Source organism: Streptomyces sp. NPDC002057, from assembly GCF_040296665.1.
Classification (GTDB): Bacteria; Actinomycetota; Actinomycetes; order Streptomycetales; family Streptomycetaceae; genus Streptomyces.
Genome location: NZ_JBEOXR010000001.1, coordinates 25,518 through 41,633 on the forward strand (window position 1 = coordinate 25,518; position 16,116 = coordinate 41,633).

Annotated in this window: 15 protein-coding genes; 11 read left to right on the top strand and 4 right to left on the bottom strand. The window is 71.2% G+C overall.

What is annotated here, in order from left to right; translation table 11 throughout:
• Positions 1 to 113: 113 nt before the first annotated feature.
• The 9 genes from ABT129_RS00125 to ABT129_RS00165 all read left to right on the top strand — a co-directional run bounded on the left by ABT129_RS00125 (position 114) and on the right by ABT129_RS00165 (position 9,917).
• The gene (locus tag ABT129_RS00125) at positions 114 to 896 is read left to right on the top strand and encodes a hypothetical protein (protein ID WP_351894595.1); all 783 of its coding nucleotides are present in this window, start codon (positions 114 to 116) and stop codon (positions 894 to 896) included.
• A 127-nt stretch (positions 897 to 1,023) separates the two neighbouring features.
• Positions 1,024 to 1,794, top strand: a complete 771-nt coding sequence (locus ABT129_RS00130) for a YcnI family copper-binding membrane protein (protein ID WP_351894597.1) — start codon at positions 1,024 to 1,026, stop codon at positions 1,792 to 1,794.
• 48 nt (positions 1,795 to 1,842) lie between these two features.
• Entirely contained in the window at positions 1,843 to 2,565 is a 723-nt protein-coding gene (locus ABT129_RS00135) for an SCO family protein (protein WP_351894599.1), read from the top strand.
• On the top strand, positions 2,562 to 3,038 hold the full coding sequence (locus tag ABT129_RS00140) for a copper chaperone PCu(A)C (protein WP_351894601.1): 477 nt from the start codon (positions 2,562 to 2,564) through the stop codon (positions 3,036 to 3,038). The genes ABT129_RS00135 and ABT129_RS00140 overlap by 4 nt, the downstream gene beginning before the upstream one ends.
• 45 nt (positions 3,039 to 3,083) lie before the next feature.
• Positions 3,084 to 5,063: a copper resistance CopC/CopD family protein gene (locus ABT129_RS00145; protein ID WP_351894603.1), complete on the top strand. Its 1,980-nt coding sequence runs from the start codon at positions 3,084 to 3,086 to the stop codon at positions 5,061 to 5,063.
• A 3-nt stretch (positions 5,064 to 5,066) separates the two neighbouring features.
• On the top strand, positions 5,067 to 6,332 hold the full coding sequence (gene efeB / locus ABT129_RS00150) for an iron uptake transporter deferrochelatase/peroxidase subunit (protein ID WP_351894606.1): 1,266 nt from the start codon (positions 5,067 to 5,069) through the stop codon (positions 6,330 to 6,332).
• 60 nt (positions 6,333 to 6,392) lie between these two features.
• Positions 6,393 to 7,328, top strand: coding sequence for a prephenate dehydratase (gene pheA / locus ABT129_RS00155; protein ID WP_351894608.1), 936 nt, complete (start codon positions 6,393 to 6,395; stop codon positions 7,326 to 7,328).
• Positions 7,329 to 7,824: 496 nt separating this feature from the next.
• A complete protein-coding gene (gene serS, locus ABT129_RS00160; protein ID WP_351894609.1) occupies positions 7,825 to 9,114 on the top strand; it encodes a serine--tRNA ligase in 1,290 nt (429 codons plus the stop codon).
• Positions 9,111 to 9,917, top strand: coding sequence for an HAD family hydrolase (locus ABT129_RS00165; protein ID WP_351894612.1), 807 nt, complete (start codon positions 9,111 to 9,113; stop codon positions 9,915 to 9,917). The genes serS and ABT129_RS00165 overlap by 4 nt, the downstream gene beginning before the upstream one ends.
• A 92-nt stretch (positions 9,918 to 10,009) precedes the next feature.
• Here the strand turns inward: ABT129_RS00165 and ABT129_RS00170 are convergent, their stop codons facing one another.
• Positions 10,010 to 10,696 carry a rhomboid-like protein gene (locus ABT129_RS00170; RefSeq protein WP_502981592.1) on the bottom strand — a complete coding sequence of 229 codons (687 nt, stop codon included), beginning with the start codon at positions 10,694 to 10,696 and terminating at the stop codon, positions 10,010 to 10,012.
• Between the two features lie 35 nt (positions 10,697 to 10,731).
• Positions 10,732 to 12,135 carry a dihydrolipoyl dehydrogenase gene (lpdA, locus tag ABT129_RS00175; protein WP_351894614.1) on the bottom strand — a complete coding sequence of 468 codons (1,404 nt, stop codon included), beginning with the start codon at positions 12,133 to 12,135 and terminating at the stop codon, positions 10,732 to 10,734.
• A 123-nt stretch (positions 12,136 to 12,258) separates the two neighbouring features.
• Here lpdA and ABT129_RS00180 point away from each other — a divergent pair, with 123 nt between their 5' ends.
• Entirely contained in the window at positions 12,259 to 13,044 is a 786-nt protein-coding gene (locus ABT129_RS00180; protein WP_351894617.1) for a FadR/GntR family transcriptional regulator, read from the top strand.
• Positions 13,044 to 14,354, top strand: coding sequence for a CynX/NimT family MFS transporter (locus ABT129_RS00185; RefSeq protein WP_351894619.1), 1,311 nt, complete (start codon positions 13,044 to 13,046; stop codon positions 14,352 to 14,354). The genes ABT129_RS00180 and ABT129_RS00185 overlap by 1 nt, the downstream gene beginning before the upstream one ends.
• 85 nt (positions 14,355 to 14,439) lie before the next feature.
• On the opposite strand, the gene ABT129_RS00190 is transcribed toward ABT129_RS00185, so the two are convergent.
• Complete coding sequence (locus ABT129_RS00190) at positions 14,440 to 15,159, bottom strand: ABC transporter permease (RefSeq protein WP_351894621.1); 720 nt, start codon at positions 15,157 to 15,159, stop codon at positions 14,440 to 14,442.
• A 14-nt stretch (positions 15,160 to 15,173) separates the two neighbouring features.
• Positions 15,174 to 16,085, bottom strand: a complete 912-nt coding sequence (locus tag ABT129_RS00195; RefSeq protein ID WP_351894624.1) for an ABC transporter ATP-binding protein — start codon at positions 16,083 to 16,085, stop codon at positions 15,174 to 15,176.
• Positions 16,086 to 16,116 lie beyond the last annotated feature (31 nt).

Below are 16,116 nucleotides of genomic sequence, written 5' to 3' on the forward strand. Positions count from 1 at the left end.
CGGCGGATACACCGGGCTCAGGCGCCGGTGTATGTCACCCCGAAGACTCCCAAGAACGACCTTCTGGACCTGCCTCATGCCGGTGGGGCGCGTGGTGCGATGATGGGCCCGCCATGACTGCCCCCGCGCTCGCTCCACGGCTGCTGAGGGCCGCGGTGTTCACCGCGGTCTGCGTCGTGCTGTCCGCGCTCGGACACGCGCTCGCCGCCTGCGCGGGCGTCGCCCTGTGGACCCTCCTCGCCGGATTCCTCGGAGTCTTCGGCGTCACCGTCCTCTTCACCGGACGGGAACGTTCCCTCGGCTTCGTCGTCGGCGCCCTCGCCGGCGGGCAGCTCGGCCTGCACGTCCTGTTCGGCCTCGGCCAGCGCCACCTCGGCCTGAGCACCCAGGCCGACGACGCCCTCGTACGGATGGCGGCCCGGCTGGTCTGCGGAGCGGGCACCGCCTCCCTCAGCTCCGCCGACGCCACCAGGATCGTCCGCGACGCCGGGCTCGACCCGGCCGGCGGCCACGCCCACCTGCAGCACGCGGCCGCCACGGCGACCGAGCCCGCCGGCGGACTGCTCCCCGGTCTGCCCATGCTCCTCGGCCACCTGCTCGCCGCGCTCGCCACGGGCTGGCTGCTGCGCCGCGGCGACCGCGCGCTGCGGCGTCTCGTCGAGCTCTCCGAACAGGGCGCGACGGAACTCGCCGAGTGCGCCCTCGTCCGCTCGCTGCGGGCCGCGCTCCGTCTCGTACGGGCGCTGCTCACCGGCCTCGCGGCGGCTCCGGGCACGGGACCGCGGCGGGTGACCCGTACGGCTTTCGACTCCTCTCCACCGCCGGTGGCCGAGGCACTCGAGGACATGGTGATCAGGCGCGGCCCACCGGCCGCCGACTGCGTTCTCGCAGCCTGACGCGGACCGCTCACAGGGAGCGGGGCCGCGCCCGTCCGCACGCCGCTCCGGGGCACGATCACGTGATCCCCGGACCCTTGGCGCGCCGGACTCCCTCGCCCTCCTTCGAGCTGGAGTGTCTTCTGCCATGACCGTTTCCCGTCTCTCCGCCACCCGTGTCGCCCTCGCCGGCGGCATCGCCCTCTCCTCCGTCGTGCTGCTCTCCGGCACGGCCTTCGCGCACGTGAGCGTGCAGCCGCAGGGCGAGGCCGCCAAGGGCGGCTACGCGACCGTCAACATCAAGGTCCCGAACGAGCGCGACAACGCCTCCACCGTGAAGGTCGAGGTCAACTTCCCGCTCGACCACCCGCTGGCCTCCGTCATGCCCCAGCCCATCCCGGGCTGGAAGGCCGAGGTCACCAAGAGCAAGCTCAGCAAGCCGCTGGAGCTGCACGGCAAGAAGATCAACGAGGCCGTCTCCAAGGTGACCTGGACCGCCGACGGTTCGAAGATCGGCCCCGGCCAGTTCCAGCAGTTCCCGCTCTCCCTCGGCCAGCTGCCCGAGGACGCCGACCAGCTGGTCCTCAAGGCGATCCAGACGTACGACAACAAGGAGGTCGTGCGCTGGATCGAGGAGCCGAAGGAGGGTGCGGAGGAGCCGCAGAACCCCGCCCCCGTCCTGAAGCTCTCCGCCGCCTCCGCCGACCACCACGGTGGCGGCGCCGCCACCCCGTCCGCCTCCGCCTCCGCCGCGGCGGACGACAAGGCCGGCCACGACGACACGTCGGCCTCCCACAAGGAGACGGCCGCCGCGGACTCCTCCGACACCACCGCGCGGATCCTCGGCGTCATCGGCATCCTCGTCGGCGTCGCCGGTGTCGCCTTCGGTGTCCTCGCCGGCCGCCGCCGCTCGGCCTGACGGCCCCAGCTCCTCCTGAGAACCCGGAAACAAGCGGAAAGAACCAGCATGTCCGCAGAGAAGAACCCCACGCCGCAGGCCGAGGACGGCTCGACCCGTCCCGGCCGGCGCACCCCGCTGATCGTCGCCGCGGTCGCGATCGTCGCCGCGCTCGGCATCACCGCGGCCGTCGGCCTCGGCGGCAACGACGACAAGGGCTCCGGCCCCGTCGCCGTGGTCTCCGGTGGCGACGACACCACCAGGGCCGCGACCGTCCTCGACCGGCCGTTCACCAAGCCGGCGCTCGTCCTCACCGACACCAAGGGTGAGAAGTACGACCTGCGGGAGCGGACCAAGGGCAAGCCGACGCTCATCTACTTCGGCTACACGCACTGCCCCGACGTCTGCCCCATGACGATGAGCAACATCGCCATCGCCAAGAAGCAGCTCCCCAAGGCCGACCAGGACAAGCTCCAGGTCGTCTTCGTCACCACCGACCCCGAGCGGGACACCCCCGCCGAGCTCGCCAAGTGGCTGCCCGCCGCCGGCGACGCCTCCTTCATCGGTCTCACCGGCGACTTCTCCGCCATCCAGGCCGGAGCCCGCCAGATCGGCATCGGCATCGACCCGCCGAAGAAGCAGAAGGACGGCACGGTCGTCTCCATGCACGGAGCACAGGTGATCGCCTTCTCGCCCACGACCGACCAGGGCTACGTCCTGTACGGCGAGGACGCGTCCATCGACGACTACTCCAAGGATCTGCCGAAGCTCGTCAAGGGGGAGAACCCGTGAACCGCCGCACCACCACCCTGTCCGCCGCCGTGGCGCTCGCCGCCGCACTCGCGCTGACCGGGTGCTCGTCCTCGTCCGACGGCTCCGCCGGATCCACCGACGGCAAGCCGAAGCTGGAGGTCAGCGGCGCGTACATGCCCCAGCCCGTGATGGACATGGCCGGCGGCTTCCTCACGATCAAGAACGCCGGCGGCACCGCGGACAAGCTCACCTCGGTGACCAGCCCGGTCTCCGACGACGTCACGATCCACGAGACGAAGAACCAGAAGATGCAGAAGGTGGACTCCTTCGACATCCCCGCGAACGGCACCCTCTCCCTTGAACGCGGTGGCAACCACATCATGTTCATGGAGCTGAAGAAGACGCTCAAGCAGGGCGAGAAGGTCAGCATCGAGCTCCACTTCGAGAAGTCCGACCCCATCAAGGTCGACCTTCCCGTCGAGGCCCCCAACCACAACCCGCGGCAGCACTGAGCGCGTTGACGGAGTTCTCACAGAACTGACGGAGTGAACCGGAAGATGACAACCACCGCCCCGCGCCTCGGTACCGCCCTGGCCCGGCTGCTGATCCTCGCGGCCGCGCTCCTCGGCACCCTGCTCGCCGGCGCCGCCCCCGCCTCCGCGCACGCGGCGCTGACCGAGAGCGATCCGAAGGCCGGGGCGGTGGTCGCCACCGCTCCCAAGGAGGTCAACCTCACCTTCTCCGAGCAGGTCGCCATGAGCGCCGACTCGATCCGGGTCCTCGACCCGGCGGGCCGGCGCGCCGACACCGGCGAGATACGCGACCTCTGCAGCGGCTCGATCGTCCGCTACGGGGTCGAACTCCGCGCCGGACTGCCCGACGGCACCTACACCGTGGCCTGGCAGACCGTCTCGGCCGACAGCCACCCCATCTCCGGCGCCTTCACCTTCTCCATCGGCGCCCCCTCCACGACCGCGGTCGCCCTGCCCGACCGGACGGCGGGCGGCGGAATCGTCGGCTCCCTCTACGGCATCGCGCGCTACGTCTCCTACGCCGGTTTCGCCGTCCTCGTCGGCGGCGGTGCCTTCGTGCTGGCCTGCTGGCCGCGCGGGGCGAGCGTCCGCCCGGTCCAGCAGACCGTGGTCCGGGGCTGGCTCGCCCTCACCGGCGCCACCCTCGTCATGCTGCTCCTGCGCAATCCGTACACGGGCTCCGGCGAACTCTCCGACGCCTTCGACCTGGCGGGTCTGAAGGCCGTCCTGGAGACGAAGACCGGAGCCGCGCTCACCTCGCGGCTGCTGCTGCTCGGCGCGGCCGCGCTCTTCGTGGCCGTCCTCTTCGGCGCCTACGCGCGGCGGACCGATCCGAAGGAGAAGAAGGACCTCGCCTTCGGTCTCGGCATCGGCGGCACCGTCGTCGCCGCCGGTATCGCCGGCACCTGGGCCCTGGCCGAGCACGCCTCGACCGGCATCCAGCCCGGTATCGCCATGCCCGTCGACATCCTGCACCTGCTGGCCGTCGCCGCCTGGCTCGGCGGTCTCACGGTGCTGCTCGTCTCCCTCTACCGGGCTCCGTCCGTCGAGCGCTCGGCTGTCGAGCGCTTCTCCAAGGTGGCCTTCGGCTCCGTGGCCGTCCTCGCGGCCACCGGGATCTACCAGTCCTGGCGTCAGGTCGGCTCCTGGTCGGCGCTGACGGACACCCGCTACGGACAGCTGCTCCTCGTCAAGATCGGCCTGATGTGCGTCCTCATCGGCATCGCCTGGATCTCGCGCCGCTGGACCCAGCGCCTCGCCGACCCGAGGCCGACCGGAACGCCCGAAGCGATCGAACCGGCTGAAGCGGCTGACTCGGCTGACTCGGCTACGGAGGAGACCGACCAGACCGAGAAGGCCGACCAGCGCGCGGAGGCCGACGAGAGCGGGGAGGCCGGCCGGGCCGGAGGTACCGACTCCGCCGACCCCGAGCGGGCCGCTCAGCTCGCCCGGCAGCGGGCCGCCGTCGCCACCGCGCGGCGGAAGCGGGAGCGGGACGCCGACCCGGAGCGGGCCGGTCTGCGCCGCTCGGTGCTGACCGAGGCCGCCGTCGCCGTCGTGCTCCTCGCCGTGACCACCGTCCTCACCTCGACCGAGCCCGGTCGCACCGAGGAGGAGGCCGGCAAGGGCACCACCGCCGCCGGCCCGGCCGCCGTGCCCGACCGGCCCGTCGACATCCGGCTGCCCTTCGACACCGGCGGTGTCGACGGCAAGGGCGTCGTCCGGCTCAGCCTGGACCCCGGCCGCACCGGCGCCAACGGGCTCCACCTCTACGTCGATCGCCCCAACGGCAAGCCGCTGGACGTCCCCGAGATCAAGGTCGCCCTCACCCTGGAATCGAAGAACGTCGGACCGCTGCCCGTGGCCCCCGACCGGATCCAGACGGGCCACTGGAGCGCCAGCGGCGTCCAGATCCCGATGCCCGGCGAGTGGCGGATCCAGGTGACCGTCCGTACCTCCGACATCGACCAGACCACCATCGAGAAGAACGTGAAGATCGGCTGACCCGTGACCGAGAACGACAACCTTGAGATCTCCCGGCGGCGCCTGCTCGGCACCGTCGGAGCGGCGGGCGCGGCCGGGCTCGTGATCGGCGCGGCCGGCGGCGTCGGGGTCTCCGGGGCCGTGTCGGGTGACGACACCACCGCCGGAGCCGGCGGCGCTCCCGCGCTGACCACCGTCGGTGCGACCGAGGTGATGTTTCACGGGAAACATCAGGCCGGCATCACCACGCCCCTCCAGTCCCGCGGTCATCTGGTCGCCTTCGACCTCGCGCCGGGCTCCGGCCGCAAGGAGGCGATCGCGCTGCTGCGCCGCTGGTCGGTGACGGCGGGGACCTTGATGTCGGGCAAGGCGCCGACCGGGGACACCGGTGTCGCGCTCGACGCGGGGCCCTCCTCCCTGACGGTCACCTTCGGCTTCGGCCGGACGTTCTTCGACCGCACCGGACTCGTCGCGCGCCGTCCCGGCGGGCTCGACCCGCTGCCCGCGTTCTCGGCCGACGCCCTGGACCCCCGGCGTTCCGAGGGCGATCTGTGGGTGCAGATCGGCGCCGACGACGCCCTCGTCGCCTTCCACGCGCTGCGCGCGCTCCAGAAGGACGCGGGCGACGCGGCCCGGGTGCGCTGGCAGATGAACGGCTTCAACCGCTCGGCCGGTGCCACGGCGAAGCCGATGACCGCGCGCAACCTCATGGGCCAGGTCGACGGCACGGGCAACCCGAAGGTCACCGACCCCGACTTCGACCGGCGGATCTTCGTCCCCGCGGGGGCCACCGGCGCGGAGGAGTGGATGGCGGGTGGTTCCTACGCGGTGGTGCGCCGGATCCGAATGCTGCTCGACGACTGGGAGAAGCTGCCGCTGGACCGGCAGGAGAAGGTGATCGGGCGCCGGAAGTCCGACGGGGCCCCACTCACCGGCGGTACGGAGACCACGGAGCTCGACCTGAACAAGCGCGGACCGGACGGACGGACCGTGATCCCGGACAACGCCCACTCCCGGATCTCCGCCCCCGAACAGAACGGCGGGGCGGCGATGCTGCGCAGGCCGTTCTCCTACCACGACGGCATCGGTCCGGACGGGACTCCGGACGCCGGTCTGCTCTTCGTCTGCTGGCAGGCGGACCCCCTCCGGAGCTTCGTCACCGTGCAGCGCAAGCTCGACCGGGGCGACGCGCTGTCCGCCTTCATCCGGCACGAGGCGAGCGGCCTCTTCGCGGTGCCGGGCGGCCCCGCCGAGGGCGAGTACGTGGGGCAGCGGCTCCTGGAGTCGTGATTCCCCGGGCGATCCTCCGCACGGGCGGCCCTGGGCTCCGGAGCCCATTAGGGTGACGGTATGTCCGCCACCCGGTACACGTATCTCGGCCCCGAGGGCACCTTCACGGAGGCCGCGCTGCGTACGCTGCCCGAGGCCGCGACGAGGGAACTCGTCCCCATGGTCTCGGTCCCGGCCGCGCTCGACGCCGTACGGAACGGGGAGGCCGCCGCCGCGCTCGTGCCGATCGAGAACTCGGTCGAGGGCGGGGTGACGGCGACCCTCGACGAACTGGCCTCCGGCGAACCGCTGATGATCTACCGCGAGGTGCTGCTCCCGATCGCCTTCGCGCTGCTCGTGCGGCCGGGGACCAGGCTGTCGGAGATCAAGACGGTGACGGGCCACCCGGTGGCCCAGCCGCAGGTGCGGAACTGGCTGCGGGCGAACCTGCCCGAGGCGGTGTGGGAGTCGGCCGCGTCCAACGCGGACGGGGCCCGGCTGGTCCAGGAGGGCCGCTTCGACGCCGCCTTCGCCGGGGAGTTCGCGGCGACGACGTACGGTCTCGAAGCGCTGGTCACCGAGATCCACGACGCGGAGAACGCCGAGACCCGGTTCGTCCTGGTGGGCAGGCCGGCCAGGCCGGCGGCCCCGACCGGCGCGGACAAGACCTCGGTGGTGCTGTGGCTGGGTGACGATCATCCGGGTGCCCTCCTCGAACTGCTCCAGGAATTCGCGGTGCGCGGGGTGAACCTGATGCTGATCCAGTCCCGGCCCACGGGGGCGGGGATCGGGAACTACTGCTTCGCCGTGGACGCCGAGGGCCATATCTCGGACCGGCGGGTGGGCGAGGCGCTGATGGGTCTCAAGCGGATCTGCCCCAAGGTGCGGTTCCTCGGCTCGTACCCGAGGGCGGGCGTCGCGGTCGAGGACGTGGCGGCGCTGCGGCGCGGCACCTCGGACGGGGAGTTCATGGCGGCCTCCGACTGGCTGGCGAGAGCCCAGGACGGTCGGGCCTGACCCGATGGTGACCGAACGCTCCCGGCGACGGGAGCGTTCGTCCACAGGTGCGAACCACTAGTCCTACCTGCATATTTTTCAGTTACCCACAGCGGTTATCCACAGGCTCCGCGCTCGACCTGGGGACAAGTCGACAGCCCGCCCCGACAAGGTCGACAAATCGCCCTAGCCACTCCCCGGCCCGCCGCGGCTGTCCACAGCACCGGAAGCCGCCCTCGTCAGCACCCCTCGCCCCATCAACTCTTTGGAGCGAGCAATTCCCACCCAAATGAGTGCCTCAATGGCGTTTGGTCACAGAATTCCCAGGGGCGGAGCGAGAAATCGCCGCGATCTTCCCCGTAGTCCACAGATCTTCCGCACAGCCTGTGGATAACTGAATGCGAAGGCCCGAGGTCCGGCATTTCCCAGGTCTCAATTCGGGCAAAACAACACGCGTGACAACACGCGTGACGTTATCCGGTGGGGGCGGGCGAACACGCACCGGTAGCCTGGTGGGGTGATTGACCTTCGCCTGCTCCGTGAGGACCCCGACCGTGTTCGCGCCTCCCAGCGCGCCCGTGGAGAGGACGTCGCGCTCGTCGACGCCCTGCTCTCCGCCGATGAGCGGCGCAGGTCGTCCGGCGTCCGCTTCGACGAGCTCCGATCCGAGCAGAAGGCGCTCGGCAAGCTGATCCCCAGGGCCACGCCCGAGGAGCGCGCCGAGCTCCTCCAGAAGGCCGAGCAGCTCAAGACCGACGTCAAGGCCGCCGAGGCCGAACAGAACGACGCCGACGAGACGGCCAAGCGGCTCCTGCTCCAGCTCGGGAACATCGTCCACGAGGACGTCCCGGTCGGCGGCGAGGAGGACTTCGTCGTCCTGGAGACGCACGGCACCATCCGCGACTTCGCGGCCGAGGGCTTCGAGCCCAAGGACCACCTGGAGCTCGGCGAGGCGCTCGGCGCCATCGACGTCGAGCGGGGCGCCAAGGTCTCCGGCTCGCGCTTCTACTACCTGACCGGTGTCGGCGCCCTCCTGGAGCTCGCCCTGGTCAACGCGGCGATCGCGCAGGCCACCGAGGCCGGCTTCATCCCCATGCTGACCCCGGCGCTGGTCCGTCCGCGCGCCATGGAGGGCACCGGATTCCTCGGCCAGGCCGCGGAGAACGTGTACCACCTGGAGAAGGACGACTACTACCTCGTCGGCACGTCCGAGGTGCCCCTCGCGGCGTACCACATGGACGAGATCATCGACGCGGACAAGCTGCCGCTGCGGTACGCGGGCTTCTCGCCCTGCTTCCGCCGCGAGGCCGGCACGTACGGCAAGGACACCCGGGGCATCTTCCGCGTCCACCAGTTCGACAAGGTCGAGATGTTCTCGTACGTCGCGCCCGAGGACGCGGAGAACGAGCACAAGCGGCTCCTGGACTGGGAGAAGCAGTGGCTGACCGGTCTTGAGCTGCCGTTCCAGGTCATCGACGTCGCCACCGGCGACCTCGGCTCCTCCGCCTCCCGCAAGTTCGACTGCGAGGCGTGGATCCCGACGCAGGGCAAGTACCGCGAGCTGACCTCGGCCTCGAACTGCAACAGCTTCCAGGCCCGCCGGCTCTCCGTCCGCATGCGCGACGAGCAGGGCGGCAAGAAGACCGTGCAGCCGCTGGCCACCCTGAACGGCACGCTCTGCGCCGTCCCGCGCACGATCGTGGCGATCCTGGAGAACCACCAGCTCGCCGACGGTTCGGTGCGGGTGCCGGAGATGCTGCGGCCCTACCTCGGCGGCCGTGAGGTCCTGGAGCCGATCGCCAAGTGAGCCCCTTCCCCTACCGCCTGGTCGCGACGGATCTCGACGGCACGCTGCTGCGGGCCGACGAGTCCGTCTCGGCCCGCACGCGGGACGCGCTCACCGCCGCCACGGAGGCGGGCGCCGCGCACATCGTCGTCACCGGCCGGGCGGTGCCCTGGACCCGGCACATCCTCGACGACCTCGGCTACGAGGGCATCGCGGTGTGCGGGCAGGGCGCGCAGGTCTACCACGCGGGAGAGCACCGGCTGCTCACCTCGCTGACCCTGGACCGGCAGCTGGCGGGGCTCGCCCTGTCGAAGATAGAGGCGGAGGTCGGCCCGCTGGCGCTGGCCGCCAGCCGCGACGGTCTGGAGGGCGAGGTCCTGATGGGCCCCGGCTACCGGGCGCACCCGGGGCCGCTGCCGTACGTGCCGTACGAGGACCCGGCGGAGCTGTGGGCGGCGCCGCTGACCAAGCTCTACCTCCAGCACCCGACGCTGTCGGACGACGAGCTGACCCGGGCCGCCCGCGCGACGGTCGGCGGTCTCGTGGACGTCGTCATGGCGGGCCCCGGGGTCGTGGAGATCCTTCCGCTCGGCCTGAGCAAGGCGACCGGTCTCTCGCTCGCCGCGCGCCGGCTGGGTGTGAAGGCGGCGGAGACGATCGCCTTCGGCGACATGCCGAACGACATCCCGATGTTCGGCTGGGCGGCCCACGGCGTGGCCATGGGCAACGCGCACGACGAGCTGCGGGCGATCGCGGACGAGGTCACGACCTCGAACGAGGAGGACGGCATCGCCGTCGTCCTGGAGCGCCTGCTGTCGGCCTGACGAAGAGAGAAGGGGCGGCCCGCGCGGACCAGGTCCGCGCGCTCGAAGTGGCCGCCCCTCCCTTCGGAGGATCCCCCGTGCCCTCCGTACAACTAGTGTGCGCCCGGCCCCCGTTCGGGGGCGAGCGATTTTCCTCCCCGGGTGAGCGGGTAGCAGGCCAGGCCGATCGCCAGTGAGATCAGGTGCCCGAGGTCGGTGTACGTGCGGTCGGCGGCGAACGGTACGGCGAAGAAGGCCACCACTCCGGCGAGGTAGAGCCAGCGCCAGGGCCGGGCCAGCCGGTAGGTGAGGATGCCCGCGGAGGCGGCGAGCCCGTAGCTGACCCCGATGTCGACGACGTGCGCCATGCTGCGCGGCACGTCGTGGTGGCGGATGGCGATCAGGACGACCTGCTGGCTGATCAGGGTCGCCGCGACATGGGCGGTGGCGACGACGACGAGCCACTTCGCGGTGCCGAGCCAGCGTTCCACGGGCGCGTGGATCAGCTCGAAGAGGGCCGCGTACAGCAGGAGGTCGGCCGGGTCCTCGATCCAGAACGCGCTGCCGAGCAGGGCCCGCAGCGGGTGGTGCGCGAGCTGGTGGAGGTTGCTGCTGTTGCGGTGGAGCAGATAGGTGTCGACGCTCTCGGGGGTCAGCGCGATGACGAGGCTGGTGATCGCGATGACCGCCAGCCAGAGATGCGTACCAGGTGACGAACGCACCCACGACCTGATCGGTCGGGACGGTTCGCCACCCGGCGGGGCTCCGCTGATTCCACTGCTTCCGGCTTCGATCGGCACCTTTCAGTGCCTATCACCCGGAGCTGTGAGAAACGTCAGAAATTGATCATGTGTCCGGCAATGCCGTGGATGGCTTCCTTCACGGCCTCGCCCAGGGTCGGGTGCGCGTGGACGTTCCGCGCGACCTCGTGGACCGTGAGGTCCCACTGCTGGGCCAGGGTCAGCTCGGGCAGCAGCTCGGTGACGTCCGGGCCGATCAGGTGGGCGCCGATGATCTCGCCGTGCGTCCCGTCGGCGATGATCTTGACGAAGCCGGTGGCGTCGCCGAGACCGTGCGCCTTGCCGTTCGCCACGAACGGGAACTTGGCGACCTTGACGTCGAAGCCCTTCTCGCGGGCCTGCGCCTCGGTCCAGCCGAAGCTGGCGATCTGCGGCTGGCAGTAGGTCGCGCGCGGGATCATCGGGTAGTCGAGCTCCATCGTCTCGGCGTCCCCGATGGTCTCGGCCGCGATGACGCCCATGGCCTCGGCGGTGTGCGCGAGCATCAGCTTCGCGGTGACGTCACCGATGGCGTAGATGTGCGGCACGGAGGTGCGGCAGCGGCCGTCGACGTCGATCGCGCCGCGCTCGGTCAGGGCGACACCGGTGGCCTCCAGGCCGTAGCCGGTGACGTTCGGGGCGAAGCCGATGGCCTGGAGGACCTTGTCGGCCTCCAGGACCTTCTGGGCGCCGTCCTTGCCGGTGACGGTGACGCGGACCTGCGGGCCGGACTCGTCGATGGCCTCGACGCGGGTGGAGGTGAGGACGTCGATGCCGAGCTTGCGGTACTGCTTCGCCAGCTCCTTGGAGACCTCTTCGTCCTCCAGCGGGGCGATCCGGTCGAGGAACTCGACGATCGTGACCTTGGTGCCGTAGTTGTTGAGGACGTACGCGAACTCGATGCCGATCGCGCCGGCACCGGCGATGATGATCGACTGCGGGGCGTCCTCGGCGAGGATCTGCTCCTCGTACGAGACGACGCGCTCGCTGCGGGCGGTGCCCGGGAGCAGTCGCGGGGTGGCGCCGGTGGCGATGATGCAGTTGTCGAACTGGATCGTCTCCGAGGTGCCGTCGGACTTGGCGACCTGGAGGGTGTTCGCGTCGAGGAAGGTTCCCCGGCCGTCGAACTCGGTGATCCCGTTCTTCTTCATGAGGAAGTGAACGCCCTTGACGCGGCCGTCCGCGACCGAGCGGCTGCGGCGGAACGCCTCGGTGTAGTCGAAGGAGACGGTGCCGTCCACCTTGATGCCGAAGGTCTTGGCCTCGTGGTTGAAGATGTGGGCCAGTTCCGCGTTGCGCAGCAGTGCCTTGGTGGGGATGCAGCCGACGTTCAGGCAGACACCGCCCCAGTACTTCTCCTCGACGACCGCGACCCGCTTGCCCAGCTGGGCGGCGCGGATGGCGGCGACGTAGCCGCCGGGGCCAGCTCCGAGTACGACGACGTCGAAGCGGTCTGACATGACTGACTCCCGAGGGTGGTGAGGGTGTTCGGTCCGCGTACGGCCCCACAGTAGTCCGGAGTACCCTCCGCAGTCAGTTGTAGGATGACTGGGCAACCGGGCACATCGAGAGGTCGGAGCGGCATGGCACTCAGGGCGGCGGGACGGACCTCGCTGGTGGACTCCGTCGTGGAACAGCTGCGTACGCAGCTCACGGACGGTGAGTGGGCGGTCGGAGACCGCATCCCGACCGAGCACGAGCTCGCGCAGCAGCTCGGCGTGGGCCGCAACACGGTCCGCGAGGCGCTCCGGGTCCTGGTCCACGCGGGCCTCCTGGAGTCCCGTCAGGGCAACGGCACCTTCGTCAGGTCGACCGCGGATCCGGCGGCTGTCCTGCGCGGGGTCCGGCACGCGGGCGCGGCCGACGTCCTCGAACTCCGGGTCGCCCTGGAGGCCGAGGCCGCCCGGCTCGCGGCGGCACGACGGGACACCCACGACCTGCTGCGGCTGCGGGCGGCCCTGACCACCCTGCGCGAGGAGGGGGACCGGGACGCGGACGCGGACCTCGCCTTCCACCTGGCGGTCGTCGGCGCGACCCACAACGCCGCCTTCGTCGAGGTCTACCGCTTCTTCTCGACACAGGTCCACGAGGTCCTCGTGGAGGCCCTCGGCGACCGGGAGATGCCACCGGTCGACATCGACGCCCATGAGGCCCTGGTGGCGGCGATCGAGGCGGGCGACCCGGAGGCGGCCGAGCGGCAGGCCCGCGAGCTGCTGCGGACGCCGATGGAGACGGTCGCCGCGCTGACGTCAGCGACGTCGCCCACGTCTCCGGCCTCCCCCACGCACTCGGTGTCCCCGGCGTCCCAGACCACTCCGACCTCCCCGGCGTCCCCGGCATCCCCGGCATCCCCGGCGGAGCGCTCCTGATGGGCGCCGAGATACGGACGACGGGATCCGCCGAGACCCGTACGACGGCTTCCGCCCCGCCCGCGCCCGTGCTCGTCGACGCCGAGGCCGGGGTCCGGGGGTCGGCGTCCGGGGCGGCGGCCCGGCGGGCCCTGCTCGCGCATCCCGCACTCCTCCTGATCGGGATCGTGCTGGCCTCGCTGAACATGCGGGTCGCGCTGGCGAGCGTGGCGCCCCTGGTCGGAGAGATCTCCGAGGCCTTCGGGCTCTCCGCGACGGCGACGTCCCTCGTGACCTCGGTGCCCGTCCTGTTCCTCGGCGTGGGCGCGATGGTCGCACCCTGGCTGGGACGCCGGTTCGGTGCCGAACGCGTGCTGTTCGCGGCGCTGCTCCTGCTCGGCGTCGGCATCCTCGCGCGCGTGCTGCCCTCCGTGTACGCGCTGTACGGCGGCGGCATCCTCGTCGGCACGTCGATCGCCCTGCTCAACGTGCTGATGCCGGGCCTGATCAAGCGTGACTTCCCGGACCGGGCGGCCGCGATGACCTCGGTCTACACGGGCGCGATGATCGCGGGGGCGACGCTGGCCGCCGCGGCCGCCGTGCCGCTGGAGAAGGCGCTCGGCGGCGGCTGGGAGGGCTCGCTCGCCTTCTGGTCGCTGCTCGCCGCCGTCGCCGCCCTCGCCTGGCTGCCCCAGGTCCTGATCGCCCGGGGCCGGACGGGCCACGGGGTACGGGCCGTCCCGGCCACCGACTCCCGTCCGGTGAGCGTCTGGCGCTCGGCGCTGGCCTGGCAGGTCACCCTGTTCATGGGCCTGCAGTCGCTCTGGTCGTACGTGCTGATCGCCTGGATGCCGACGATCTTCACCGACCACGGCATGAGCCGCTCCACCGCCGGTGTCGTCTTCGCCTTCAACAACCTGATCCAGGTCGCGGGTGCCTTCGTGGTGCCGCTGCTCGCCGGCCGGATGCGGAGCCAGCGCCCGCTGATCGTCCTCGTCACCACGCTCGTCGCCGCCGGCTACGCCGGTCTGATGGTGGCGCCGGTGGAGGGGGCCTGGCTCTGGTCGGCGGTGCTCGGCGTCGGCCAGGGCGGTGCGGTCGGTCTCGCGCTGACCCTCATCGTGCTGCGCTCCGGGGACGCGGTGACCGCGGCCCGGCTGTCCGGCATGGCCCAGACGGTCGGCTATCTGCTCGCCGCCGCGGGCCCGCTGGCGGCCGGCGCCCTCCACCAGGCCACCGGCTCCTGGACCCTGCCGATCTGTGTGGTCCTCGGCGTCTGCGCGGCCGCCCTCGGTGTGGGTCTGCTGGCCGCCCGGGACCGGACGGTGTGAGAGGAGGGGGTTGCGGTACGGCTCCGGGGTGGGGCTCCCGAGAGGGGGCGCCCGCCCTCGGAGCCGTACCGCTTCCTCTTCGGTTCTACTCCTCGCCCGCCAGGGTCAGGGTCCGCAGCTTGTGGCCGGCGAACCAGGTCGCCACGACCGTGACCGCCACCAGGAGGACGGTCGCCGTGGTGAGTCCGACCTCGGAGTCGATCAGACCGTCGCCGGTGACCTTCTCCGCGAGGGCGAGCGACCACTGCTGGACGCTCAGGGTCTTGGCGCCGGAGATCAGGGAGCCGAAGAGGGTCTCCCAGACCAGGGCGTAGACGAGGCCGATGACCACGGCGTGCCGGCTGACCGTGCCGAGCAGCAGGAACAGCGCGCTGTAGGCGATGGAGGCGACCAGGGCCGCCACCGTGTACGCGACCGCCACCTGCTGGCCGTTGCCGTTGAGGACGAATCCGGCGATGAACGTCGGCACCGCCGAGAAGACCATGGTCACGGCGATCGCCACGATGAGCTTCGTGAAGATGATCGAGGACCGCTTCACCGGCTTGGAGAGCAGGTAGACGATCGAGCCGTCGTCGATCTCCGGACCGATCGCGCCCGTCCCGGCGATCACGCCGATCAGCGGCACCATCGTGGCCAGCGCGAAGCCGCCCAGGACGTCGGCGGCGACCTGGTCGTCCGCGCCGTTGAAGCCGCGGACCGCCGCCGCGATGAGCACCAGCAGAGCGGGCAGCAGGAAGAGGATCAGCGCCCGCCGGCGGCCGAGGAGGGCCCGGTAGGTGAGCCGGGCGACTGTGGGGTTGTACATCGGTCAGGCTCCTTTCAGGCCGCGACGAGGTAAGAGAAGACCGATTCGAGGGACTCGTCCGAGGGCGAGACGGTCAGGAGGCGGATGCCCTGGTCCTTCGCGACCCTCGGCAGCAGCTCCGTGAACCGCCCGAAGTCCACCGCCTGGACGCGCAGTCCGCCCTCCACCTGGTCGACCTCGATCCCGGCCGTGGACGGGTCGGCGATCAGCGCGGCGGCCAGCGCCCGGTCGTCGCTGGAGCGGACGAGATAGCGGTGCGGCCGGTCCGTCATGAGTCGGCGGATCTTGCGGAAGTCACCGGAGGCCGCGTGCCGCCCGGCCACGATCACCTCGATGTGGGAGGCGAGCTGCTCGACCTCCTCCAGGATGTGCGAGGAGAAGAGGACCGTGCGGCCCTCCGCCCCCATCCGCCGCAGCAGGTCCATCAGCTGCATGCGCTGGCGGGGGTCCATGCCGTTGAACGGCTCGTCCAGGAGCAGCACGGACGGCTCGTGCACGAGGGCCGAGGCCATCTTCACGCGCTGCCGCATGCCCTTGCTGTACGTGGAGATCTTGCGGTCCTGGGCGTACTCCATCTCGACCGTGGCGAGGGCCGCCTGGGCCTCCTTGTCGCCGAGGCCCTGGAGCTCCGCGTTGGCCACGACGAACTCGCGGCCGGTGAGGAAGTCGTACATCGCCTCCCGCTCGGGGACGACACCGATCTCGCGGTAGACCGACTCGCTCCCCCAGATCTTCTGTCCGTCGAGCGTGACACTGCCGGTGGAGGGGTCGAGGAAGCCGCCCATCATGTTGATCAGGGTGGACTTCCCGGCGCCGTTGGGGCCGAGGAGGCCGGTGACGCCCGGGCCCACCGTCATCGTGACGTCGTTCACGGCCACGACGTTTCCGAACCAGCGGGAGACGTGGTCGATGGAGAGGGTACTCATGGGCGCGGCCCATTCCTTTGAGGGGTGGCGG

Excerpts from the sequence above, each read along its gene's own strand:
- lpdA (WP_351894614.1), bottom strand. The coding sequence starts at position 12,135 with ATGTCAGACCGCTTCGACGTCGTCGTACTCGGAGCTGGCCCCGGCGGC.
- ABT129_RS00185 (WP_351894619.1), top strand. The coding sequence starts at position 13,044 with ATGGGCGCCGAGATACGGACGACGGGATCCGCCGAGACCCGTACGACG.
- ABT129_RS00195 (WP_351894624.1), bottom strand. The coding sequence starts at position 16,085 with ATGAGTACCCTCTCCATCGACCACGTCTCCCGCTGGTTCGGAAACGTC.
- ABT129_RS00130 (WP_351894597.1), top strand. The coding sequence starts at position 1,024 with ATGACCGTTTCCCGTCTCTCCGCCACCCGTGTCGCCCTCGCCGGCGGC.
- ABT129_RS00135 (WP_351894599.1), top strand. The coding sequence starts at position 1,843 with ATGTCCGCAGAGAAGAACCCCACGCCGCAGGCCGAGGACGGCTCGACC.
- ABT129_RS00180 (WP_351894617.1), top strand. The coding sequence starts at position 12,259 with ATGGCACTCAGGGCGGCGGGACGGACCTCGCTGGTGGACTCCGTCGTG.
- ABT129_RS00125 (WP_351894595.1), top strand. The coding sequence starts at position 114 with ATGACTGCCCCCGCGCTCGCTCCACGGCTGCTGAGGGCCGCGGTGTTC.
- ABT129_RS00190 (WP_351894621.1), bottom strand. The coding sequence starts at position 15,159 with ATGTACAACCCCACAGTCGCCCGGCTCACCTACCGGGCCCTCCTCGGC.
- pheA (WP_351894608.1), top strand. The coding sequence starts at position 6,393 with ATGTCCGCCACCCGGTACACGTATCTCGGCCCCGAGGGCACCTTCACG.
- ABT129_RS00145 (WP_351894603.1), top strand. The coding sequence starts at position 3,084 with ATGACAACCACCGCCCCGCGCCTCGGTACCGCCCTGGCCCGGCTGCTG.